General features: G+C 55.7%; 16 protein-coding genes and 1 tRNA gene. 10 read left to right on the top strand and 7 right to left on the bottom strand.

From position 1 onward, the window contains the following. The first annotated feature begins 554 nt into the window (after positions 1-554). The 4 genes from B2R17_RS03595 (at position 555) to B2R17_RS03580 (ending at position 3257) form a co-directional block, all read left to right on the top strand. Positions 555-1676 (top strand): DUF1559 domain-containing protein, encoded by a 1122-nt coding sequence (locus tag B2R17_RS03595; protein WP_286762880.1) that lies wholly within the window; start codon positions 555-557, stop codon positions 1674-1676. After that, positions 1673-1987: a hypothetical protein gene (locus B2R17_RS03590; RefSeq protein ID WP_286762879.1), complete on the top strand. Its 315-nt coding sequence runs from the start codon at positions 1673-1675 to the stop codon at positions 1985-1987. The genes B2R17_RS03595 and B2R17_RS03590 overlap by 4 nt, the downstream gene beginning before the upstream one ends. Beyond that, positions 1984-2154 (top strand): hypothetical protein, encoded by a 171-nt coding sequence (locus B2R17_RS03585; RefSeq protein WP_286762878.1) that lies wholly within the window; start codon positions 1984-1986, stop codon positions 2152-2154. The genes B2R17_RS03590 and B2R17_RS03585 overlap by 4 nt, the downstream gene beginning before the upstream one ends. 116 nt (positions 2155-2270) lie before the next feature. Then, positions 2271-3257 (top strand): YdcF family protein, encoded by a 987-nt coding sequence (locus B2R17_RS03580; protein WP_339887280.1) that lies wholly within the window; start codon positions 2271-2273, stop codon positions 3255-3257. 74 nt (positions 3258-3331) lie between these two features. On the opposite strand, the gene B2R17_RS03575 is transcribed toward B2R17_RS03580, so the two are convergent. Further along, positions 3332-4111 carry an SGNH/GDSL hydrolase family protein gene (locus B2R17_RS03575; RefSeq protein WP_286762876.1) on the bottom strand — a complete coding sequence of 260 codons (780 nt, stop codon included), beginning with the start codon at positions 4109-4111 and terminating at the stop codon, positions 3332-3334. Positions 4112-4159: 48 nt separating this feature from the next. On the opposite strand from B2R17_RS03575, the gene B2R17_RS03570 reads away from it, so the two are divergent. Further along, positions 4160-5551, top strand: a complete 1392-nt coding sequence (locus B2R17_RS03570; RefSeq protein WP_286762875.1) for a B12-binding domain-containing radical SAM protein — start codon at positions 4160-4162, stop codon at positions 5549-5551. After that, on the top strand, positions 5548-6936 hold the full coding sequence (locus B2R17_RS03565) for a hypothetical protein (RefSeq protein ID WP_286762874.1): 1389 nt from the start codon (positions 5548-5550) through the stop codon (positions 6934-6936). Before B2R17_RS03570 ends, B2R17_RS03565 begins: the two co-directional genes overlap by 4 nt. 41 nt (positions 6937-6977) lie before the next feature. Here the strand turns inward: B2R17_RS03565 and B2R17_RS03560 are convergent, their stop codons facing one another. Then, positions 6978-8894 (bottom strand): serine/threonine-protein kinase, encoded by a 1917-nt coding sequence (locus B2R17_RS03560; protein ID WP_286762873.1) that lies wholly within the window; start codon positions 8892-8894, stop codon positions 6978-6980. Beyond that, positions 8887-10071, bottom strand: a complete 1185-nt coding sequence (locus B2R17_RS03555; RefSeq protein WP_008665614.1) for an aldose 1-epimerase family protein — start codon at positions 10069-10071, stop codon at positions 8887-8889. The genes B2R17_RS03560 and B2R17_RS03555 overlap by 8 nt, the downstream gene beginning before the upstream one ends. Before the next feature lie 194 nt (positions 10072-10265). Here B2R17_RS03555 and B2R17_RS03550 point away from each other — a divergent pair, with 194 nt between their 5' ends. Further along, positions 10266-11516: a hypothetical protein gene (locus B2R17_RS03550; RefSeq protein WP_008654990.1), complete on the top strand. Its 1251-nt coding sequence runs from the start codon at positions 10266-10268 to the stop codon at positions 11514-11516. 94 nt (positions 11517-11610) lie between these two features. Here B2R17_RS03550 and B2R17_RS03545 read toward each other — a convergent pair whose 3' ends face one another. Then, a complete protein-coding gene (locus B2R17_RS03545) occupies positions 11611-13080 on the bottom strand; it encodes a Y4yA family PLP-dependent enzyme (RefSeq protein ID WP_286762872.1) in 1470 nt (489 codons plus the stop codon). A 186-nt stretch (positions 13081-13266) separates the two neighbouring features. Here B2R17_RS03545 and B2R17_RS03540 point away from each other — a divergent pair. The 3 genes from B2R17_RS03540 (at position 13267) to B2R17_RS03530 (ending at position 18530) form a co-directional block, all read left to right on the top strand. Beyond that, a tRNA-Leu gene (locus B2R17_RS03540) sits at positions 13267-13351 on the top strand. 245 nt (positions 13352-13596) lie between these two features. Next, a complete protein-coding gene (locus B2R17_RS03535; protein ID WP_286762871.1) occupies positions 13597-17373 on the top strand; it encodes a secretin N-terminal domain-containing protein in 3777 nt (1258 codons plus the stop codon). A gap of 269 nt (positions 17374-17642) precedes the next feature. Then, complete coding sequence (locus B2R17_RS03530; protein WP_286762870.1) at positions 17643-18530, top strand: hypothetical protein; 888 nt, start codon at positions 17643-17645, stop codon at positions 18528-18530. A gap of 315 nt (positions 18531-18845) precedes the next feature. On the opposite strand, the gene B2R17_RS03525 is transcribed toward B2R17_RS03530, so the two are convergent. The 3 genes from B2R17_RS03525 to rpe form a co-directional block, all read right to left on the bottom strand. After that, positions 18846-20270, bottom strand: a complete 1425-nt coding sequence (locus tag B2R17_RS03525; protein ID WP_008655003.1) for a Gfo/Idh/MocA family protein — start codon at positions 20268-20270, stop codon at positions 18846-18848. A gap of 401 nt (positions 20271-20671) precedes the next feature. Then, on the bottom strand, positions 20672-21253 hold the full coding sequence (locus tag B2R17_RS03520) for a histidine phosphatase family protein (RefSeq protein WP_007332332.1): 582 nt from the start codon (positions 21251-21253) through the stop codon (positions 20672-20674). Next, entirely contained in the window at positions 21250-21957 is a 708-nt protein-coding gene (rpe, locus tag B2R17_RS03515; protein ID WP_286762869.1) for a ribulose-phosphate 3-epimerase, read from the bottom strand. Before rpe ends, B2R17_RS03520 begins: the two co-directional genes overlap by 4 nt. Between the last annotated feature and the right edge of the window lie 586 nt (positions 21958-22543).

Raw genomic sequence — 22543 nt, 5'->3', positions numbered from 1 at the left:
TGTGACGTGGCTTTCGATCAACTGGTGTTCGATTCAACTGCTGCTGAGTTGTTCGTTGTCGCTGACACACATGGAGCGAACTAACAGGATGAGTTGCCGGCTCAAACTCAAGCCGATGAATTGCGGGCTGGTGGAGCAGATTGAAACTGAGTGATAAGCACCGCCAATCCGTGGCGACAGGTCGCTTGAAATTTGGGCGTTGCCGCAATGTTTTTAAACAAGAATGCGAATCTGCCATGCAGGCTGGAAGTTTCGAGAGAAGTGGGAGCCGCTCGCCCCGCAAACGAAATGTAAGAACTGACCAAAAAATAAAGATTTTGCGTTCTATAGAGGGCGAATTGCGACACCTAGCGACTCGCTTTAAGTCGGTTTGCAGGGCGTTAGTCGAAGCCGATTTTCTCGTGTGCGCATTTTTAAGCGAATGGTTTGTAAATGGTGTGATCGCGAAATCGAGGTTTTGTGTGTCGGAATGATGGTTGCGTGACACCAGGGAATCCAAAGGCTCGAGTTCGCTTGATGCCTTCCCACCAAATCCCTGTCTTATCGAGAGTCCGATGTTGATGTATCCGACTATGTCATCGCGTTGCCACGTTTGTACGGACGGCGCCGATCACACGATTCCCACACGACGTGGTTTCACCTTGGTCGAGCTGCTGGTCGTCATTGCGATCATCGGAGTGATGGTCGGTTTGCTGCTGCCTGCTGTGCAGTCTGCTCGCGAGGCAGCTCGCCGGATGAGCTGCAGCAACAACATGAAGCAGATCGGGTTGGCACTTCACAACTATCACTCCGCGTTTAAGTCCTTCCCGGCCTCGGGGCGACCTGAGAATTACACCGCCAATGGTTGGGCAAGGAAGTCGTCATGGTTCATCGCCATTTTGCCGCAGTTGGAACAATCAGCCATCTATGACGGGATCGATTTCTCTGCGTCGTCGTTCGACAATGTGAACGCGGGTTGGGCCGCACCGGTTGTCCACTGGGAAGAAATGAATCAAGCACGCGTGCCAGGGTTTTGGTGCCCATCGAGTGTGCTTGCGAAAACGAATCTGTATCCCACAAACGATGCGACTCAAGCGTTGGGAGCTCCTGAAAATCTGGAAGTTCAGATTCCTGACTATGCCGGCAATAGCGGTTGCAACTTCACCGGCGGAACCATCGACGATCACCCGACCGCAGTTTGGGATTGGGGTGGAGTTCATGCTGACAACGGTTTCTTTGGTATGAAGTTGCGATTTGGTACACCGTGGCCCGGTACTGAGACCCGATTCGCTTCGCTGCTAGACGGGACATCACACACCATCGCGGTGGGTGAGCAAGGTGGAGTTCACGGAGGCTTCAACGATCACCGTGCCGGATCGGCTCTTGGCGGCATGTGGTCATGTGGAACCGCAACTGCCGCAAGCTCGAAAAACAATTACGTCGTGACTCGTTATCCCATCAACTACTCCGGCGATGATTGGCCATCGTGGGGCGGATTGAGATGGAACGGCGGTTGGGAAAAGAACGGAATGGAAACCGCATTCAATAACACCGCGTTTCGATCGCAACACAACGGCGGTGCCCAGTTCGTAATGGCCGACGGGTCGGTGCAATTCATCACCGACAGCATCCAGTTCGAAATCTACACGGCGTTGATGGATCGAGCAGACCGGTCGGCGATGGAAGGACTTGAATGATGAACCTGAATCAAGTGGCAATGTTGAATAAACAGAATCGAAGTCGACGGAAACAGTTGCTGGGCTCGTTCGTCTTGCTCATCGGTTGTTTGGGTGCTTTGTCCGGATGTGGCCCATCGGGGCCCGAGATCGGAGAGGTTTCTGGTGTGGTCAGCATGGGAGGGACGCCGGTTCCTGGAGCCTCGATCACGTTTTATCCCGTCAGCGGCCGGCAGTCGTTTGGCAAGTCGGATCAAGAGGGACGATACACATTGGAGTACGCTCAGGATCAACCGGGAGCAGTCACGGGCAGCACCGAGTCAAGATCATGACCGGAGGTATGGGAGCACCCAGCATGCCGAGCGGCCCCGCGGAAAGTCCCAGCAAATCGCGATCGCGTTCAAAGGGGATGGAACCACCAAAGGAAGTCACGCTTCCAGACATGGTGACGGTCGAGTCCGGTTCGAACGAGATTAACCTGGACATTCCTTCGGCTTGACCAGTCGGCTAACGACGAAATTCCGATTGCCTCGGCTGCGATTGTTCGGTTGATCGCGGTCGGGGTTTTTTGTTGGCTGATTGCCCGCAGGGCAGGACATTTTTCGGTGTGTCAGTATGATGGTTGGGATGAATTCATCTTCATCTCATGCGGCTAACGCCGACGAACCGGTTCACTCTTCCATCGGATCACGAACCTCCTGGTCCGACGTGGTTGTGTCATTGATCGTTCCGGCTGCTCTTGTTTTGTTGCTGGTTGTGGTGACCTGGATGCAACAAGGCTTCGTGGCTGGAATGCGATGTGGAACGGATCTGATCCAGCCCGTTGGTTTGGTGTGGCTGGGGATGTTGGCATTGACGGTGTTTGCGGTCCGGCAATGGCGACGTGGAACACAATCCGCGGCCAAGGCCCTCGGTTGGTTCGCCTGCTTCATTCTTTGGTGGATCGTCGGCAACGGCGATTTCGCGAACTGGATGAGCGGCCGCGTTGAGAGTCCGTTGCAAACGGAACCAAGCCCTGCGTTGGAGCAACGCGATCTCGATCGACCGTTTGATGCGGTCGTCGTGCTTGGTGGCGGTTCGTCCGCCATCGCACCCGGGTTTTACGAATTGGGGCGAGATGGCGAACGAGTCATCTCGGCGGCTCAGGCGTATCATGCGGGGGCGACACGGAAAATCATCGTGACAGGATCTTCCACCGATGGGTATGAACCGCCGTGGAAACAGTCGACTCAGTTGCTGATGTCGCTGGGCGTGCCGGAAGACGTGATCGTACGGATCGAAGGCGTTAACACTCAAGCGGAAATGCGTTCGCTCAAGCAGTTGATGGATTCACCGTCGTCGGAAATGAACGAACTTCGCCAGGGCAACGGCGACTCGCCGGAAGAGCTCAAGGTCGGGTTGATCACCAGCGCGTTTCATATGCCGCGAGCGATGCGGTTGGCCAAGGCGTCTTCGCTCGAGCTGATCCCTTTGCCTTGTGCCTTTCGTGCCAGTTCCAACGAACGGCCTTGGATCGCTTCATCGTTGGTGCCGGGGGCAGGAAACCTCGAGACCGTCGCGAAGATGATCAAAGAGACCATCGCGAAAATGGCTGGGCAGTGATTCGCTGGGCAGTGATTTAGCAGGCGAGGACTCGTCGCGTGATGGTTGGTCGGCGATTTGATGCCGGATGGCTATTACAGATTCAGTCTGTTCAAAGTGGGTTCGAGTGCCGCCTGCCACTTTTGATAGCCCGCATCGTTTGGGTGTAGCAAGTCGGGAAACTCCTCTTTCTTGGCGTCGCCATTTTCGTTTGCGAATGGCGTCCATGTATCGACCAGGTGCACGCCATCGTTTTCATTGGCGATCTCGGTCAGCAATTTGTTGAGGCGTTTGATTTTGCCAGCGGGACGTGACTTCGTTTCACTGCTTGGCATCACGAGGCAAATCACGATTGGCATCTCCGAATCGTGCGTCTGCAATTCTTTGAGAATCAACCGAACGTTTCCGGCGATGGTCTTCGGCGTGGCATGCTCCTCCAAGTCGTTTGTTCCCATCAGCATGACGACCGCTTCGGGATTCACGTCCAGCACGTCTTCTTTCAATCGATACAGCATGCCGCGAGTCGTATCGCCGCTGATGCCGCGGTTGGCAACTTTACGATCGCCGAACGCTCCACGGAAATCGTCTCCCCAACCTTGAGTGATGGAGTCACCAAGGAAAACGATTGCGTTTTGGTCTTGTTGCACGCGCGAGGCAAAAGTGGATCGACGTTTCTGCCACAAATTCTTCATCCAGTCATAGCGACGGACGGGACCCTCACCGGCCATCGAGTCGTTGGTTTCCGGAATCAAGAATTGTCGTTCGACCGTGGCGGCATCTTGGGCCATTGCCGAAGAGCCGAAGCAAAACAAACCGGCTTCCAAGCCAACGCAAACACACAAGAGACGCAAACAGGACGATCGACGTTGATTCATTGAAACAGACTCACGGAGCGAATTCGGACGGGACCCAGGTAGTTTATCATGAACGTTCAGGGCGATGATGTCGCCATCCAGTTCACGATGGAGGTGCCGGTGCCGAAACCAAAATTGACGTTGGTCTCGATGAGTGGATTGCGAGTGGGGCATGAGGAATTGCTTCAACGCGGATTGAAGCTGCCCGGATTGGCTCGCCGCGCGTCCGCTCTGTCGCAATTGCCTCCGCTTGGCTTGCTGACCATTGCCGCGTTGGTACCGGAGACGTGGGATATCGAACTGGTCTTGGATGACGGTGTCACACGAGAACGCGAGGTGGCCGAACGGATTTTGTCTGGGAAGTCTTCGTCGACTCCGCCGCGAGTTGTCGCTTTTTCGGCGCTGACTCCCTCGGCCGATCGTGCGGCACGAATCAGTCGACTGGTACAGCGTCCCAACGTGACAACTGTGATCGGCGGATTGCACGCGACGGCGGCACCCGAACATTGTCGCCCGCATTTTGATGTTGTCGTTCAGGGCGACGGAGAAAGCACGTTCGCGAATTTGTTGGCGGATGTGATACAGGGAACGACCACTGCGTCCTATCGAGCTGATGGATCGTTCTCACTCGCGGATTCGCCATTGCCGCGATGGGATTTGTTGGGAGAACACTCGCCACCGCGGTACACGATTCAATCAATGCGAGGTTGTCCATGGGCGTGTTCGTTCTGCGCGGCAAGCCGAATGCTTGGGCCGGCCAGGGTCAAACCGGATGAGCGGTTCGAAGCGGAACTGCAGGCGATCTCACTCCAGCAATCGCGACCGTGGATCGAGTTGGCCGATGACAATACTTTCGCCAGTGGTCGCGATCATGGACCGATGTTGGAATCACTCCGTCGCCATGGTGCGCGTTGGTTCACAGAATCCGATTGGCGAATCGCGAAGCAGCCGAAATTGCTACAGCAAATATCGGAGAGTGGATGTCGACAGATCTTGATTGGGTTGGAGTCCAGCGTGTTTCGCTATCCAGGCATGGGAGCCAAGAACGCGGATTGGGAACGTCTGCTGGAGGCGGTCGTTGCGATTCAAGAAGCTGGCATCGTCGTCAACGGCTGTTTGATCGTCGGAGCGGACGGAGAAACGAAGGCATCAATCGCTCGACTGGGAGACTTCTTGGAAGAAGCTCCGATGGGTGAGATTCAGTTGACGTTGCAGACACCGTTTCCGGGAACCAGCCTTTACAAATCGTTGTCGCAATCGAAGCGGTTGCTTCCCGGTGACTTCTCCAGGTACACGTTGTTTGACGTGGTTTATCAGCCAGATCAGATGACGGCCGAGCAATTGCAAAACGAGTTCAATGACTTGGTCGAGCGAGTGTTTCGTCCGGAGGCTCAGGCACGACGCGATTCCATTCAAAAGAAGATTCGATCCTCCCGACGCACCGCGAGAAACCAGGTATGAGCGACTCACCTGACAGTGAGCCAACGACGATGCGGCTGCGAGATCCGTTGCTGTTTCTGTTCGGAGTCGAAACGTCGATCCGACGCGTGTTGCGTTGCCGAATGTCGCTTCTGCTGGCCTTCGCTTTGGTTGCGACCGCGGCCATGGCTCGCGAATACGATGCGGTCAGTTGGATGCATGCACCGCAAGATTTGCTTGGGCCGTTTGCCGCTTCGTTGGTGATTTGCACCGTTTTGTTTTTCACTGTGCAAATCTGTTTGGCATTGACCGGTGTCAAACGTGATCCGCGAAGCAATTCGATCCGGGATTACCGGATCTTTCTGGTTGGATATTGGATGACCGCGCCGCTGGCTTGGATGTACGCGATTCCAATCGAGACCATGGCGGATGAAGTCGTGTCGCTGCGTTTTAATTTGGCGCTGCTGTCAATCGTTTCAATCTGGCGAGTGTTGTTGTTCAGCCGTGTCGTTGCCATTCAGTTTGGTCTTCGATGGTTCGTGCCACTGTTTTGGATCTTGGTCCCGTGCATGGTCATCGCGTTCTTCGCACTTCTTTCGGCACAGTTGTCGATGGTGTCGTTGATGGGTGGGATTCGGTTGACGCAAACTCAGCAGATTCTGGTGAACTATCAGTCGACGGTCGCGGGGGGATGTTTCTACGGCATCATTCCGGTGTTGCTTGCCGCGTTGGCTTCCATCGGGATGTCGAGCAACCCGAAACATCGTTTCGAGGAGGTTGCCTCACGCAACGTTTCAATGCCAAAGATCGTTTGGCTTTGGCCCGCTGTTTCGGGTGCAGTTCTATTGTTCGCCGCGATGTTCTTTCAACCAAATCTGGTTCGCTCGGCACAGGTGGATTCGTTGCTTCGCGAGGGGGCCGTCGAAGAAGCGATCGCGACGATGCAAGCATCGGGAGAGGACGCGTATCCGGAGGTATGGGATCCACCACCGAAGTATCCAGATCGCGGCGATGGATTGCCGGAAATTTCGCTCATTGCCGACGCGATTCAGAAATCCAATGCGGACCGCTGGATCGTTGACAGGTTAATGGTGCAAGCCGACGAAATCGCGATGCGACAGAAAGGATGGTATCAGGGTACAAGAAGTCTGGAATACCTACGCGAACGTCTCATGTTTGAGGACGAAGAGACGCTCGCCCACATGCTGGATACGTTTGAGAAACTTCGCGAGTTGGAGGTTGGAGACCAAGAAACTCGAGAGCATCGCAACGAGTTGATTGAGATCATCGAAGAGGCGAGTGAGGCAGTGATCCAAGCGAAGGAATTGAAAGCGAGCGAGGGCACCGCTGAAGACGAGAGTCTCTCGGAGAACCAAGATGCCGAAACCGCTGAACTAGTCGTTTCAGAGAATGAGAGCGGTGAGTGAGGTGGATGCGGCGAGTGATCACGGATGTCGTCCCGTTTGGTTCACTCCATTGTTTCCAATTGTTGTTTGGTCTCGCTGACAATTTCTGCCGCCCATTCTTGGTCTCCGTAGAGCGTGATGATGCCTTCCAACACTCGCGTTTTCTGATCGCGCGGGAGTCGGAGTGCGGTCGTGAGACGTGAACGCAGGGCGAGTTCCCGCTGACTGTTGGCAATGTGGTCGGATGGATCTTCTTTCAATCGCTTGAGTTCATCACGAACCAGTACTTCCAATTGCTCAAGCTCTCGTTGCCGAAGTCGGTGCTTGAGTTTGTCGCCGGGAGACATGACGTACCCGGCGGATTCGGGATCCACTTCGATGGAGTAAACATCCAGCCACGCTTGCAGTTGTTCTGCCGCGTCGGCGGTGGATGTTTCTCGCAGGGACAAGGCTTGTAACAGTGACTGTTCCGCGGGAGGCATCTTGGATGAACCACCCGCCGTCCTCGCTCGGTTCTTCAGCTGTCGATAGGTCGATTCGAGTTCGACCGAACGTTGCCACTCGCGAACTTGGTCGGCACGTTCGTCATCCGGATACGCATTCAAGAACTGAGTCATGCGTGATGATTGTGAGCCGAGGTCTCCGTTCACTTCGGCGGCTTGAAAGGACTCAAACAAAGTCGATGCGGAAGGAGTTCGGATCGAGTAAGCGAACAATCCCAGGCCACCGAAAAGAATCAAAACCATGCCGGCGATCGAAGCCCACTGGACCCAATTGGATTCCGAGCCTTCAGCGCGATGCAGGTCTGACAGATAGCCACCGGGAGGCGAATTGGAATCAATCGTTTGAAAATGAGTCTTGACCGGTTCGTTGTTTCCTTTGGATTGAGTCGCCGAATCGTTGGTGCTGGTCATCGCCGGATCGGTCAGCGGATCGGCAAGGTTGCTCGGGTGGTCGCCCGCCACAACGCGTCGTCCGGTCGGATGATCACCACCGGTTTCATTGGTCGGCAAATCTGGCGAAACCTCGCGAGAGGCGTCGGTGTGATGGTGGCCTCGTGTGTCCAAATCGCCAGCCAAGTTGGGTGGCAATTCGGGCGTGAAGTCTTCGTCGCCGAGTTGCGTGCGGGAGGCTTGTTCGTTCAGCGTGCGGCCACGCTGCAATCCCGCGCGGGTGGCCTTCAGGCGATTCATCACCGCGAGGGCGGTCGGGGGACGGTCGGCCGGATCTTTTTCTAGCAATTGGTGGACGATCTCGACGACTTCGGCCGGGATGTCTGGGTTGATCAGATCCAATGGAACCGGACGATCGCGTTGCAGGGCCTCGACGACTTGCGTGACTTTTTTTCCCGCGAATGGGGCTCGCCCAGCCAGCATCGCATACATCACGCTGCCGAGTGCATATAAATCGGTGCGAGGTGTGATCGAATGGCTGCCGGCTTGTTCGGGAGCCATGTAGTCAGCGGTCCCGAGCACCGATCCGTGCAGGGTTTGTTCGCCGAAGCCGAATAGTTTGGCGATTCCAAAGTCCACCAGTTTGACTTCGCCAGCGTCGGTCAGAATCAAGTTGGCTGGTTTGAGGTCGCGATGGATCACTCCAATGTCGTGAGCGTGTTTCAAAGCGGAGCAAACCTGCGTTGCGATGTCCAAGGTTGGTAACCAACCCAGGCGTTTGACATCGCGAATTCGTTTTTGGAGTGTTTCGCCGCGAACCAGTTCCATGGAATAGAAAAGTTGTCCGGCCTCTTCGCCGTAGCCGATCAAGCGAACGATTCCCGGATGCCGCAATCGTCGCAGGGTTTCGACTTCCGCGTCAAATCGTCGGCGAAAACGCATGTCGTCGGCAACGTGTTGAGCGATCAACTTCACCGCGACTTCTTCGCCGGACTTCGCGTGCTTGGCTCGGTAGACCGATCCCATGCCACCGCGACCGATGACGCTTTCAATCTGGTAAGGCCCCAGCTGTTCTGGCTCAGCCATTGAGGTCCGTCCAATCGCTTCGCGGTTCTTGCGAAATCTCAGTCGGCTCGCCTTCATCGGAGAGCGATTGGATCTTTTGTCGGGTGGCTTCGACGGAATCCGCATCCATCAGAGGACGCAATTTGATGCGGAAGGATTTTGTTTCGCCGGCACCGATGTCAACCAATCGGCCCTGTTGTTCTTCGAATCCGCGTCGGTTTGGGAAACCGGTTGCAGGTTCCAATCCGGTCACGTAGCCATCCGTTTCGGCCGCGGTGTTTTTCCATAAGACGAAGGCGGGCAAGGTGGACGTTTTGAAGCTGACCGCGAAGCCGCGTTTCTGTTTGGGAGACATCAACATCGCGTGTGTGTAACCGGTTTCATCGGCCCGAGGTCGGCCAAAGTAAACACGTTCGGTTTCGCCGGTGGTTGGACCATCGAATTCATCCCAACGGTCAATTTGTTCTGCCGCGTGAGCGTCTTTGGGAGCCAGTTCATCAAGCGTTGAAACGAGGCGACTGTTCTCGCCAAGGACGGGCGATCCCAGATTGATGTGGTAGAGCATTTGCATCGTTCGCGGCATGGCGAGTTCGTTCGTCACGTCGTCGAGCAGTTCAACTTCCGTACGATCGGCATGGACGCGAATTCGCGAACGCATTCGAAAACGCTTGAAAAACAGGCGTGTTTCGATGGTTTCGGCGATCAATTCGACGCGGCCGCTAGCTTCGTCAAACTCAAGCGACAACGAATCCGCGGGCGTGTTGGCGATGTGCCCGTGCAGCGGGTATTCGAGTTTTCCGTTGGCATCGTGCTGAGGGGCACCGTTGCTTTCTAGCCCGCATCGCACGACAAGTTCATCGAATCCCGACAACCAACCCAATCCGCTGGGTTCCGATACGGGAACGTGGTTCGGGTGAACCGGTCCGTTGACTGGTGAATGCCAGCCAAAACGAATTCCATCGCACTCGATTCGCCAAATCGACATGCCGCGCGTCGGAAGAACGTCGACGTGCATGCGACTGTTCTTCAGACGTACGATTTCGACGCCTTCGCTGACGCCGCCGCGAAAGATTCCGTGCCGGACCGTCCAATCACCGACTCGGGTCGACAAATCCAGGTGCAGCGGGCTGTTCGTGTCCCACTGGATGCGTTGGTCACGGTCATCGACTTCTCGGACAACGATGGATTCGGTGGCCATGAAGGGCTTCCAATTCAATTCGAGGGTGGCGTGCGAAGCCGGGGCATTCTGGACCCGGCCTCTGAACTTGTATAGACCTTCGCTGCGGCCTAAAACATGTCCTGGAAACGGTCTGGGCGCAATTCGTGCTGATTGTGTTCCATGCTAATTATCATTCATCATCCCATCTCCACCGCCTCCCAACCGAGCACCCGATGAGCACCGTGAAGTTAGACGAAGGATTAATCCAGGGCGACAGCGTTTCCAGTATCCTCGATTCTGCCATGGACGCCCATGGTGGTGTACTGCGGTTGACTCCGACCTGGGTTCCGCGTTCGTTCCTGCACCCTGGACGCCGGATCAAACTGCATCCATCGGATTACTATCGCTTTGGTGCGGATCGAGGCGGAATTGACGAACGTTGGTTCGGCAGCACCACCGACGCGGCCAACGAAGGCCGAGTGTGGCACGAAGGTCAAAGTTTTTGCTTGTTCGAAGGCAAAAAATTCATGTTGAAGGATGCGGTCGCCGAACGCGGCAACGACATCGTCGGCGAAGCAATTTATTCGAAGTACAACCGTTGGCCGGTGTATTCGAAATTCTTTGACAACATGGGCCCCATCCCCCACCACATGCACCAGTCGTTCGAAGACGCGGAGCTGGTCGGTCAGGAAGGCAAGCCGGAAAGTTATTACTTCCCGCCACAGCTGAACAACGTCGACAACAATTTCTCGTACACGTTCATGGGCTTGGAGCCAGGCACCCAACCCGAAGACGTTCGTCGTTGCTTGGAAAATTGGAACGAAGGCGACAACGGCATTTTGGACCTCAGCCGTGCTTACCGCCTGAAACGAGGCACGGGTTGGTTGATCCCACCGGGAGTCTTGCACGCACCGGGTTCGTTGTGCACGTACGAGCCACAATGGGGCAGCGACGTGTTCGGCATGTACCAATCGATCGTCGAAGGCCGCTATGTGCCTTGGTCGTTGCTGGTCAAAGACATGCCCGAAGACAAACACCAAGACCTCGATTTCATCGTCGGGCAGTTGGATTGGGACAAGAACGTCGACACCCACTTCAAAAACAGCAATTATCTCGAGCCAGTTCGCGACGAAAAACGCAGCGGCGATGGCTATGAAGATTTGTGGATCGTTTACGGCACGGTCGATGGCGAGCAATTGTTCAGCGCCAAAGAGCTGACGATTGCTCCCGGTGCCAAGTGCGTTTTGAAAGACGGTGCGGCGAGCAGCTGGATCACCGTGCAAGGCCGCGGCCGAATCGGAAACTTGGATCTGCAAACGCCTGCGATGATTCGCTTCGGCGAGAACACGACCGACGAAGTGTTCATCAGCCACGTTGCAGCCACCAACGGTGTCGAGATCGAGAACCTGGGCAGCGAACCTTTGGTTGGTCTGCGTTACTTCGGCCCCAATGCCCACACCGATCTGCCCAAAGCGGGTAGCTGATCCGAATCGTTAAGTCTGAGTCAACTGTTCAATCTAGCAACGCGAGCGTCCCAATCCGGGGTGTTCGCGTTTTTGCTTTGGTGACGGTGTTCAATCAGATAAAAACGTTTTCCGCCAATGGCATTTGGTGAGCCCGACTCTCGGCAAAATGCATCTGATAGGCGGCGGTGTTGGGAATGAGCACGAAGTCGCCACGCGAAATACCGTTTGGAAATCGAAACTTTCGCTGCATCAGATACTCTGACTCGGTGCAGTAGCCACCGACGAAGTAGCCTTCCATCTCTGCGTGATCAGTCTTTTTCGTTTGCTCCGCTGATGCCTTCGAGGCGGAGATGACGATCGGATCGACCAGAAAATCATCGCGGGTTGTTCGGCATTGCGAGCTGTTCATCATCAGGCCGATCAGATGGTCTTGATTTCGGTCGCGTTTGACGAACAAGACCTCTGCGACCGTCACGCCGCATCCATCCAGCAGGGCTCGGCCAGGTTCGCATTTCAAAATCAGTTCTCGCCGGTTGATTTCGTAAGAGAGTGATGGCGTGAGCACGGCGCGAAACCAATTCGCCGCGCTGAGCGGTTGCCATGCCGGATCGATGTCGGCTAGCGGACGCTGGTTCCACGTCAGTTTTCGATCCGAAGCGAAACGGCCGTTTGTTTCCACGGAGGCGAGAGCTTTTGTGAAAAAACGCTTCCACTGCATTTGATCGCGGAGATAGTTGACGGGAAAGCCGCCGCCAATGTCCAACCACGCGACCGTGTGCCCAAGTCCTCGAACTCGATCGACGACGTGGAGTGCTTCTTCAATTAGCGATGTGGTGAACGATGGTGCGAATTGCTCGTGAGACCGGTGGACGTGGAAATGGATGCCAACGACCTGAATGCGAGCGTCTCCACCAATTGATTTTGCCAGCAGAGTCAATTCGTCGGCTGGCATTCCAAACCGCGACGGCAGGCCGGGGAACTTGTTCGGACAATGCTGCAGACGGAACGCGATTCTGGCTTTCGGTGCGGTTGGTCCCAAATCAGCAAGTGTTTCACGCAGGGTCGCGAGTTCATCTTCGTTGTCGATCACAAGCACGACGTCGTTCAACACGCACGAGCGAATCAAGCTGGCTGGTTTGACCGCAGCGGTGCACAGAATTGGATCCTTCGAAGGATGCTGCGGCGATCCATGTAGCTCATCGAGTGTTTCTTCCAATTCGGAATCGCTGGCGACATCAAAGCCGATGGATTCCAACAGTCCGGTGCGGACGAATTCGGCACACTTGTTGGCTTTGCGAGCGAAGTGAATATGCAGCAGCACGTTGGCACGCTCGGCGACTTTTTGAAGGTCGGCGATGTTGGACCGCATGGGATCGGCCGACAACACGTTGACTGGTGAGCCGTGAAACTCAATCAGCTGTTTGACTTGATCGGCTTCGGCAGCCAACTGCATCATCCACGGCGACCAAATCGCATCCAGCGGAACCACTCCTCGGCAACGACTGCGTAGCTCAATCGCGTGGTCGGGGGCTGAGTCTGGAACGGATGATTTGGGGCGGCATGGAAGGGGGCTGTGGTTCATCCGGTCGAGGTTACCAGTGAGCGGGAGGCGAGCGTCAGGTGCCTAGCAGACAGAGCATTCAATCGGTGATTCCGGCACAAAATACTCAACAGTTATTTTTCAACCGTTCCTCGGCGAGAGGTGTCCACGACCAGCAGGAAGCGACTTGTCGACATCGAGTTGAGACGATATCCTGCCGCTTTGCCCGCGGATGTGGCGGAATTGGCAGACGCGCTAGACTCAGGATCTAGTGCCCGATAAGGGCGTGGAGGTTCGAATCCTCTCATCCGTACTTGATTGAAAATTTCAACGAATTAGCCCCCTGTGTGGTTGCCGTTTTTACAAGCGGTGCCTGACGAGGGGGCTTTTTTTGTGCCGTTTTTGTGTCCTTGCGTTTTGTAACAACCGACGCTGCCTCTCAATTTGATTGCAGTGATTGGTCCGGTTGTGACGAAGTAACGGGTTGTGCAGAGGAGCTTTCTGCACCGGTGAGCGAGAAAACTCGGTCGCCGATTCATTCGAACACAAGGTGGCACCGTGACCGGCAAGCTCATTCGATTCAATCAACGGAAGCGTTCCGCAAAGTTGGCGACCGCAAAACGAGTCGCACTTGCTCTGGCAATCGCGACGTCGACAGCCATGGGCGTCTCCGCTCAGCGTCCCAATGAGCCGCAGCTGAAGCATCTCAAGGTGCCAGCCTCGGTGGCCGATTCGGTGGCGACACGTCTGAGTCTGCAATATCTCGATCAGCCGGGTGTGACGATCACTCCGGACGATCGTCCAGGTGGAGGACTGTTGGTTCTGGCACCGCCGAATCTGCAAAGCCGCATCGCCGCAGACGCAGCGACCTTGTCCAGCAACATGGCTCAAGCCGCCGGTTCACAGGCCGCAACGCCGATTACCGTGCACTTGGTCAACATCACTTGGCGAGAAGTCGAAGACGCTCTGCGAATCATCGCTGGCGAAGACGTTCCGGTGACGACCAGCCGAAACGGCGAGCGAGCATCGTTCACGTTGACGATGGAAAAACGTGGCGGCAGTGCGACTCGAGTTGAAGTCGATCGTCGTGCCAACGCGGTCACGCTGACGACCAGCCCGATGATGCACAACACGTGGCGCAAGACGATCCAAGCGATCGACCAAGCACCGCGTTTTGCCGGTGAAGAAACTCGCGTCTACATGTTGCAGCATGCGAAGATCTCTTCGGTGCAACGTGCGATCCGTTTGTTGCGAGATCTGGATCCCAAAACGGGATCGGGCACATCAGCACGACCCGCATCCAACCGAACCCAGCCAAACTTCCGCACCGCGGCCTTCCAAAACGAAGGCGGGAACGCGGCACCGGATGGGGCAGCAGATGTTGCCGCGGCTGATCCCAACGCGGAAGGCGAAGATCCCGCCGGCCCAATCGGTGATCCCGAGATTCAGTTTGTTCCTGAATCGGGACTGATCATCGTCAAAGGCAACAAACGCGATATCCAACGCGTCATGGATATCGTCAAAGACATCGAAGAGAAGAGCAAGCTGACTCAGCCTGAGATCGAAGTGCGTCAGCTTCAGCACGCCGATTCCAACGCCGTCGCGGCATTGTTGACGCAGCTTTACGAAGACGTATTGTCGGCTCGCCAAGGCGATGTCAGCATCACCGCTCTCGACTCGCCCAACGCGTTGTTGTTGATCGGTCGCAAGGAAGCCATCGAAGCGGTCAACGACTTGATCGAGAAGATCGACCAGCCGATCCCCGAAACGGATCGTTTGCGAGTCTTCCGTTTGCAACACGCATCGGCCACCGACGCCGAAGCCACCATTCAAACGTTCTTCACCAACCAGCCCGGTGGCGATGAAGAAAATCGGCCCGGTCTAGGCGTTCGCGTTCGGATTTCTGCCGACTATCGAACCAACTCGCTGATCGTCAGTGCATCGCCGCGTGACCTCGCCGAAGTCACACGTTTGGTGGAAGAAATTGACGTTCAAAAGATTCCCTCGACCGCTGAGATCAAAGTCTTCCCTTTGACCAACGCTCGAGCGGAAGACATGGTCGAGGTGTTGCAAGATGCGATCTCGGGTGAGCCCGAAAACATCGCTGGTGACACGACGACCGCGGCAACTTCGCTGTCAATCGTTTCGCTCAATTCGCCCGGCAACCCGATTCTCGATTCGGGAATTTTGAACGGTGCTGTGATCACCGCCGACAACAACGTCAACGCGGTGGTGGTTCGTGCTCCGGCCGGCGGCATGCCGCTGATCGGCGAACTGATTCGCCAGCTCGATCAAACACCCGGCATTGATTCGCTGGTCAAAGTGTTCACGATCGAGAATGGTGACGCGACGCAGTTGACCACCGCCTTGCAAAACTTGTTCGGCGATGATGCGGCGACCAATGGTACCAGCGTCGGAGCAGGCAACCTTGGTGAGTTGCCATCGTTGTCAGCGTCCGAGAGTGCTTTGACTCCGCTCGTTTTTTCAACCGACATCCGCACCAACAGTATCATTGCCAGCGGGTCGGCGGAAGATTTAGAAGTGGTCGAAAGCATCTTGTTGCGACTCGACAGCGAAGGGTTTGCCGAACGCATCACCGAAGTGATTTGGCTGAAACACCAAATTGCTGAGAACGTTGCAACCGCGATCACCAACTATGTGACGCAACGAGCTCAATCTCGAAACAACATCACGCAGTTCCAACAGGGCCTTGGTCCGTTGGACCTTCCCGATCGTGACATCGTCGCAGTTGCGGAAGCTCAAACGAACAGCGTCTTGCTCAGCGTTTCGCCACGGATCTACGAAGAAGTCCGTCAGTTGATCGATCGCTTGGACCGACGTCCACCGATGGTGTTGATCAAAACACTGATTGCGGAAGTCCAACTGGATGACGGATTCGAAATCGGCGGCGAGTTTGGATTGCAAGATTCGTTGTTGTTCGATCGTGGCAAGGCAACGGGTGCGATCGCCACTGGGAATCCAGCCTCGACTCCTGGGTTCAATTTTGGTGGAACCAACCTACCCAATGCGAATTCGTTTGGACAGGAGAACGTTGCCTCCCAAGGTTTAACCAGCTTTGGCGCGAACGCCAGTCAGTTGACTAATCTGAGTGGCCTTAACTCTGGAGGTTTCGTCTTCTCAGCTGCTAGCGAATCCGTCAATCTGTTCTTGCGGACCTTGCGAGTTGCCAACCGTCTGCAGATTCTCAGCCGACCTGAAATCATGACGGCCGATAACACGGAAGGTTTTGTCCAAGTCGGTCAGAATTTCCCTCGACCATCTGACATTTCGTTTACCCAGTTGGGGCAGCCTATTATCGGTATCGAAAATGTTGACGTAGGGATCATTCTTCGGGTAACGCCACGCGTCGGCGCAGACGGTTTGATCTTAATGGCGATTGACGCAAGTCGCTCCGACATCAACCAGAGCGAGGGACAAAACATCGGTTTCGATCAGAACAGCAATCCGATTTTCGTGCCAGCGATTGATACAACCAAGGCTCAGGCCACAATCACGGCCTTCGATGGACAAACGGTCGTCTTCGGTGGATTGATCCAAAAGGTTCGTCAGAACCGAACGCGTCGAGTGCCTTACCTGTCGAACATTCCCGTTCTCGGCACGTTCTTCAAGTTTGACTCTGAGATTGAGCAACGCAGCGAATTGCTGGTGGTCATGACACCGATTTTGGTGACCGGTCACGAAGATCTGGAATATGTCAAACAGGTTGAATCCAGCCGCATGAGTTGGTGCTTGGCCGACGTCGTCGAAATGCACGGGGACGTTGGATTGTCGGGCGGTTATGGATTGTGGGGACCCGCGGTTGGGCCAACGATCTATCCCGATATTCATCCCACGGTCGATGTCTTCCCCGCGGCTGATATGCCCGGTGGTGGCCGCGCCGTGAAGGGAGGCATGGTTCCTCCTGGTACCGTCATCAATTCAGTCGAAGGACATGTGGTTCCCGGAACAACGAACCAGTTGCCATCGGACGTGACGTTGAATCCTGGTGAGTCGATCATCCACAACGATTGGATCGAGGCTCCTCAGGGATCGATGCCGACGCAACAAGGTTTGCCCGTGGATCAATTGCCGCCACCAGTGCTGTCGGCTCCGAATGAAATGTTACCGGCACCCGTGTCAGGCGGCGTGCCAGCGACGGGAGCGGGCTTCTCCGGATCGGTACCGACCAAACAAGCGACGACGAACGGATCGTCCTCGCAGGTTCCTGCTAAACAGGCATCCGTTCGGACATCTTCCAAACCAGAAGCGGAGAAACCCGCTGGTGAAGAAGCCGCGACCAAGAAACGTTGGTTCAACTTCAACCGTTCTAAGTAATCAGTCCATTGCCATCGCACACTCGCGTGATTCGCGTCCTGCAATCACGCAAGTGTGCAGTGGCAAAGTAGAAGAGCATCCGATTGGGGCCGTCCCGACACGGATGAAAGATGACGGCGTCGTTGTCATGTCGACGAGAACTTTCCCGCAACTGTTCTCGTTGAAGCCAACCTCGCTTGTAAATATTTGTGTCGTCGTGAATTTGAATCCGAACGCTTTCCGCGTTGGGAAAAAGATTCGCGGTCAACCCTCAAAGCAGAGACCCAGACATGTCATTGAAATCTCGCGCCCGAAATGCATCCCGAGTGACACTTGGGGCTTGCTTGGTCAGTTTGACACTCAGCACCGGATGTGCGTCGATGACGCAGTCCGAAAGTGCGGCACCGAAAAAGAGTCTGCTGGAACGGATGCCATGGGCGAAAAAGGACAAGGCGCCTGAGCCCTATCCCAACCCCGCAAAATTGGCTGCGGTATGGTCAACCGAATCGTTGACGCAAGTCGGCCGAGTTCCAACACGAGGATTTGGCGGACGGATCTTCTTCTACGACGAGAAAACTCGTTCGGTACCAGTCGACGGCACGCTGGTGATTCATGGTTTCGATGACAAGGCCGAAGACCCCAAGACTGCGGTCAAACGGTTTGAGTTCACACCAGAGCAATTGACCAGCCACTTCAGCCAGTCAGACGTCGGCGCATCGTACAGCGTTTGGATTCCGTGGGACGCGATTGGTGGCGAACAGCGTCACATCTCTTTGGTTGCATCGTTCAAAACCAAGGAAGGCAAAACGTTGCAGGGACAACCGACCAACGTTCTGCTGCCAGGAACGAAAGCAGACAGTGCGATGGCACTCGCCAACCGCTATTCACCTGACTTTCGGGCTTGGCAACAAGCTTCGTCAGGCAAGACATCGCCTAGCAGCGGTTTGACCACGACCACGATTTCGCGTCCGACGGTACGAGAACGAGCGAGCGAGTTGCCGCCGTCTGTCGGGACGTGGAACATTGCTCGTTCGAGTTCATCCAACTCGGTCGACATCGCAATGGTTGACCGAAACGATGCACCGGAGAATGGTCAGGGTGAACCCGCCAACGCAATCGCCTCGCCTGCGAAAACTGGAACGCCACAAGTCATGCCGGCATCGACTCGCTTGAAGTGAGTTGAACCCGGGGTGTTGTTTGTAGGCCAGGTTGCACCTGGCTGGGTGATTGATGGGCTGCGTTGAGTGTTGTGGGTAGACGCCTCGCTTTGTACCAAAGCATCGGTTGGTTGCCAGGTGAGACCTGGCCTACGTCACCTGGTGGCTGAGCTCTCCGGGGTTTCGTGTGGTCCCTCGCCTACGCGTTCGGGTTGTGAAGTGGGTGGTGACTGGGGAAGTGGCTGCTGGCATTGCAAGATTAAAAAAAGAGCCCGGTGAAAACCGGGCTCTTTGCATTTGTCATTCGTTGATTGGCTCAATCGGCCGCGAGGCGGATCAGCCCAATTCCCAACCGTCGCGGTATTCGCGTTGAACGAATTGGTTGACGGCTTCAACGTTGGGGCTCATCAATTCCTTGGCGTTCCACTCGATGCGTTGGCCTTCGCCAGCACGCATGGCCAAGTTGCCGACCAAGATGGTTTCGGTCAGGCGGCCAGCGTAGCCGAAGTTCGACATGGTGCCGGGCTCGTATTCGCCCTTGATGGTGCTAACGAATTCCCATTTGTGTCGTTCGTCGCCACTGGCGTTGAATGGGATGCGAGGCAACCAAGGTTCGGGCTTTTTGAAGTCGACGTATTTGTCTTCGGGAAGCAAGTAGTACTTGGCTCCGTAGTCGTCGGGTGAGAACACGAGGCCTTTGCTGCCGACGATGACCGCACCGGATTGTTTCCGTCCGCCGTCACGTTGTGCTTGGACGCGTTTCTGGAACGAAGCGGGCAACTGCGAGATGATGCTTTCCGGTGGCAGGTTGCCGCCGTCGTACCAGTAGAACTTACAAGGTGGCAGCATCTTGCCATCGGCACCTTCGCGTTCTGGGAACTCGAACATCAGCGAGCTGCTGCCGGGATACTGTTCGCCTTCGACGATGCCGGGGTTCTTCACAGCGGTGACCGCGATGGGGTCCCACAACTGAAGAGCTTTGACAGGCATGTTGGTGGTGTGACAGGCCATGTCACCGAGAGCACCGGTTCCGAAGTCGACCCAACCGCGCCAGTTGAACGAGTGGTAGGCGCCTTTGACAAACGGACGCATCGGGGCCGGGCCGATCCAAGCATCCCAGTTCAACGAGGACGGCACGGGGTCTTCGCCTTCAGGACGTCCGCCACCTTGTGGCCACACGGGACGGTTGCTGAAAATGTGAATTTCGCTGACGTCACCGATCGCGCCGCTTTGAATGACTTCCACAGCTTCGCGAAGACCATCTTCGCTGGTGCCTTGGTTGCCCATTTGGGTGATGACGCCGGTCTTCTCCGCGGTTTCTCGCATCAAGCGAGCTTCGCGAATCGACCAGGTCATGGGTTTTTGGCAGTAGATGTGCTTGCCCATGTTCATGGCTTTGACACATGCCGCCGCGTGCGTGTGGTCAGGCGTGCTGCAGGTCACGATGTCGACCTTATCGCCCAGTTTGTCCAGCATTTCGCGGAAGTCGTCGAACTGTTCTGCGTCTTTGAATTCGCGGCCCTTCTTTGCCAATGTGTCACGGTCGACATCGCACAACGCGGCGATCTTGACGCCTTGATTGGCGATGTGGCTGGTATCGCTACCGCCTTTGCCGCCGACGCCGATGCAGGCCGCTGACAGCGAGTTCAATGCGGAGGGCGACTCTTCTTGTGCCACGCTGGTACCGGCAAAGTAGCCGACTCCCGCGGTCAATGCGGCCGATTGGCCAATGAAACGGCGGCGGTTTGTTTTCGAGGTCATGGACAAACAGTTCCAAAGGAAGGGAAAGGTAGGTGGGCGAACAGGCGAACCGTCGTCGCGTCAGTTTGCAACAAGATATCGTAGACAGACGCGATGGGTGACGGAGATCCGTGAATCGAATTGTACTTCACCTGAGCGCCTAGATTAACAACTCAATAGAGGCAGGACAATCTTTCCGCAAGAACGATTGCCGACGTCATTTCGCAAAACGCAGATGCAATTGAGGATCTGTTCACCTTAAGAACACCTTGGGGGGACCGCTGTCCACTGGCACGAAAAAAGCCGCTTCCGTGAAGAAGCGGCTTGTTCGGTGGTACCACGGTTCAATTTTCGCGTGCGGGCCATTCGCTTGGATCGGCCGAGCACGCTAGAGAATCGTTGCCGGTGAAGCAAGTTCTCAATCAAGATGTTTCGATCAACTGCCAGTTGCCGGCGTCGGTTTCGACTTTCCAGATCTGTGGCAACGCTTCGTCTTTCAGTTGGCTGGCGACCAAGGATGCCAACGGATCAGGAATCACGAAGGCAACGACTTGGTTGCGATTGCGTTTCAAGATCCGACGCACCGCCTTGCCGACTCGATGGGCGGCTTCGTGCAACGGTTCACCACCGGGAGGACAAGTCGATTCCGGCGTGTCGCACAATTCGCGATACAGCCGTGGTTGGTTGCGGCGAATTTCTTCGATCAGTTTGCCATGCCACAATCCGTGGTCCACATTGCGGAACTCGTCGATCACCTTGGGACGCAGGTCACGTCCTTCGGAAAGACACGTCGCCGTTTCGACCGCGGATTGGCAGGGTGCACAGTAAATCGCATGGAGGCGAATGCCAGCCAGTTCGCTGGCGAGCGATTCAGCTTGCATGCGGCCGCGTTCGCACAACGGCATGTCCAGGTTGCCCTTCATGCGACCTTGTTCATCAAAGGTGGTCGCACCGGGGCGAATCAAAACCAGCTTGGAAGCGGCTTTGGGCCAAAGTGAAATCATGACTGGTCTCCTGCTGAAGGAGGCGAACCATGCATGGCCTGCGTCAATTCGTTGATCGCAGTTTCGTAATCGTGTTGTCCAAAAATCGCGGACCCAACGACAAACAGGTCGCAACCGGCGGCACGAGCCTCACCGATTGTCTCGGCTTTGATGCCACCGTCGATTTCCAGCAGCAAGTCTGGTTTGCGTTCTTTGAGGCTTCGCAAACGGTCCAGCGAAACTGGATTGAATTTTTGGCCGCCAAACCCTGCGTTGACGCTCATGACCAGGACCATGTCGACTGAATCAAGGCAGCAATCCAGTTTGGCAAAGTCCGTGTCGGGGTTGATCGCGACACCGACGCCAACGCCCATATCACGAATCTTTCCAGCGACTTCGACGGAGTCCTCGACTGCTTCCACGTGGAAGGTCAGCATGTCCGCGCCGGCATCGACCATCGGTTGCGCGTAGGTAACCGGATCGCTGATCATCAGGTGAACGTCCAGCGGCATGTCCGTGTGACGACGCAGACCTTCGACAATGGGCATGCCGTAGGTCAGGTTGGGCACAAAGTGGCCGTCCATGACATCCAAGTGCAACACGCGCGTTCCAGCAACGTTCAGCTTCTCGATCTCGGTGCGCAAGTCACCAAAATCGCATTGCAAAAGGCTCGGCAAAATTGCCGGCCCAGCGGCACGGATGGAATCGAGCTTCGCTCGGCTCATACAGTTGTCTCATCGGGGAATGGATTCACCACACAGGGAACACGCGATGTGGCCCATGGAAACGTCCAAAGACGTTCAACCGAGATCACTCTGCGAACACGGCAAAAACCGGGTTCACCTCGTTTCTCGATCGCACCTCGCCGCCTTGGCAGCCAAATGCCCACGTTGTGTTGGTGTGATGCGATCGCCGTGCCAATGTTCGCCAGCCAAAACCGATCCGATCGGGAGGCTGATTGCGATTTGACGACACACGATTGCATCGATGGGGCAACAGATTGATCAAGTCCCCGGGCCGCTGTCAATTGGCAGGCCAAATCCAGGGGGACTCCCCCAAGCCACAATGGCGGACGCAATGCAGAAATTCAAAACAACCGGCATTTGCTAGCAACCGCAATGGCGTCGAATCCTCCGTAAAAATTTGCTTTCGGCACCAGCGATTTTCGCGGATCGGGCCATTTGCGGTTCGAGAAGCATTCTGAGCGGTTCGTTCCACTAGGGGTAGGAGATCGTGCAGTTTTACATCTCCTTCCTTTTGAGAGGTCCGGACCGGGGAGGGAAGTGCACGCCGTTTCCCATGCTCGGCCCT

Source organism: Rhodopirellula sp. UBA1907, assembly GCF_002337565.1.
GTDB classification, from domain to species: domain Bacteria; phylum Planctomycetota; class Planctomycetia; order Pirellulales; family Pirellulaceae; genus Rhodopirellula; species Rhodopirellula europaea.
The sequence above is the reverse complement of the archived record's forward strand: the minus strand, read 5'-3'. Positions and strand labels throughout refer to the sequence as shown.

Coding starts and splice junctions, on each gene's coding strand:
- B2R17_RS03560 (WP_286762873.1), bottom strand. CDS start 8,894: ATGGCTGAGCCAGAACAGCTGGGGCCTTACCAGATTGAAAGCGTCATC.
- B2R17_RS03595 (WP_286762880.1), top strand. CDS start 555: ATGTTGATGTATCCGACTATGTCATCGCGTTGCCACGTTTGTACGGAC.
- B2R17_RS03590 (WP_286762879.1), top strand. CDS start 1,673: ATGATGAACCTGAATCAAGTGGCAATGTTGAATAAACAGAATCGAAGT.
- B2R17_RS03525 (WP_008655003.1), bottom strand. CDS start 20,270: ATGACCTCGAAAACAAACCGCCGCCGTTTCATTGGCCAATCGGCCGCA.
- B2R17_RS03555 (WP_008665614.1), bottom strand. CDS start 10,071: ATGGCCACCGAATCCATCGTTGTCCGAGAAGTCGATGACCGTGACCAA.
- B2R17_RS03570 (WP_286762875.1), top strand. CDS start 4,160: ATGAACGTTCAGGGCGATGATGTCGCCATCCAGTTCACGATGGAGGTG.
- B2R17_RS03550 (WP_008654990.1), top strand. CDS start 10,266: ATGAGCACCGTGAAGTTAGACGAAGGATTAATCCAGGGCGACAGCGTT.
- B2R17_RS03580 (WP_339887280.1), top strand. CDS start 2,271: ATGATGGTTGGGATGAATTCATCTTCATCTCATGCGGCTAACGCCGAC.
- B2R17_RS03585 (WP_286762878.1), top strand. CDS start 1,984: ATGACCGGAGGTATGGGAGCACCCAGCATGCCGAGCGGCCCCGCGGAA.
- B2R17_RS03565 (WP_286762874.1), top strand. CDS start 5,548: ATGAGCGACTCACCTGACAGTGAGCCAACGACGATGCGGCTGCGAGAT.
- B2R17_RS03530 (WP_286762870.1), top strand. CDS start 17,643: ATGTCATTGAAATCTCGCGCCCGAAATGCATCCCGAGTGACACTTGGG.
- B2R17_RS03545 (WP_286762872.1), bottom strand. CDS start 13,080: ATGAACCACAGCCCCCTTCCATGCCGCCCCAAATCATCCGTTCCAGAC.
- B2R17_RS03575 (WP_286762876.1), bottom strand. CDS start 4,111: ATGAATCAACGTCGATCGTCCTGTTTGCGTCTCTTGTGTGTTTGCGTT.
- rpe (WP_286762869.1), bottom strand. CDS start 21,957: ATGAGCCGAGCGAAGCTCGATTCCATCCGTGCCGCTGGGCCGGCAATT.
- B2R17_RS03520 (WP_007332332.1), bottom strand. CDS start 21,253: ATGATTTCACTTTGGCCCAAAGCCGCTTCCAAGCTGGTTTTGATTCGC.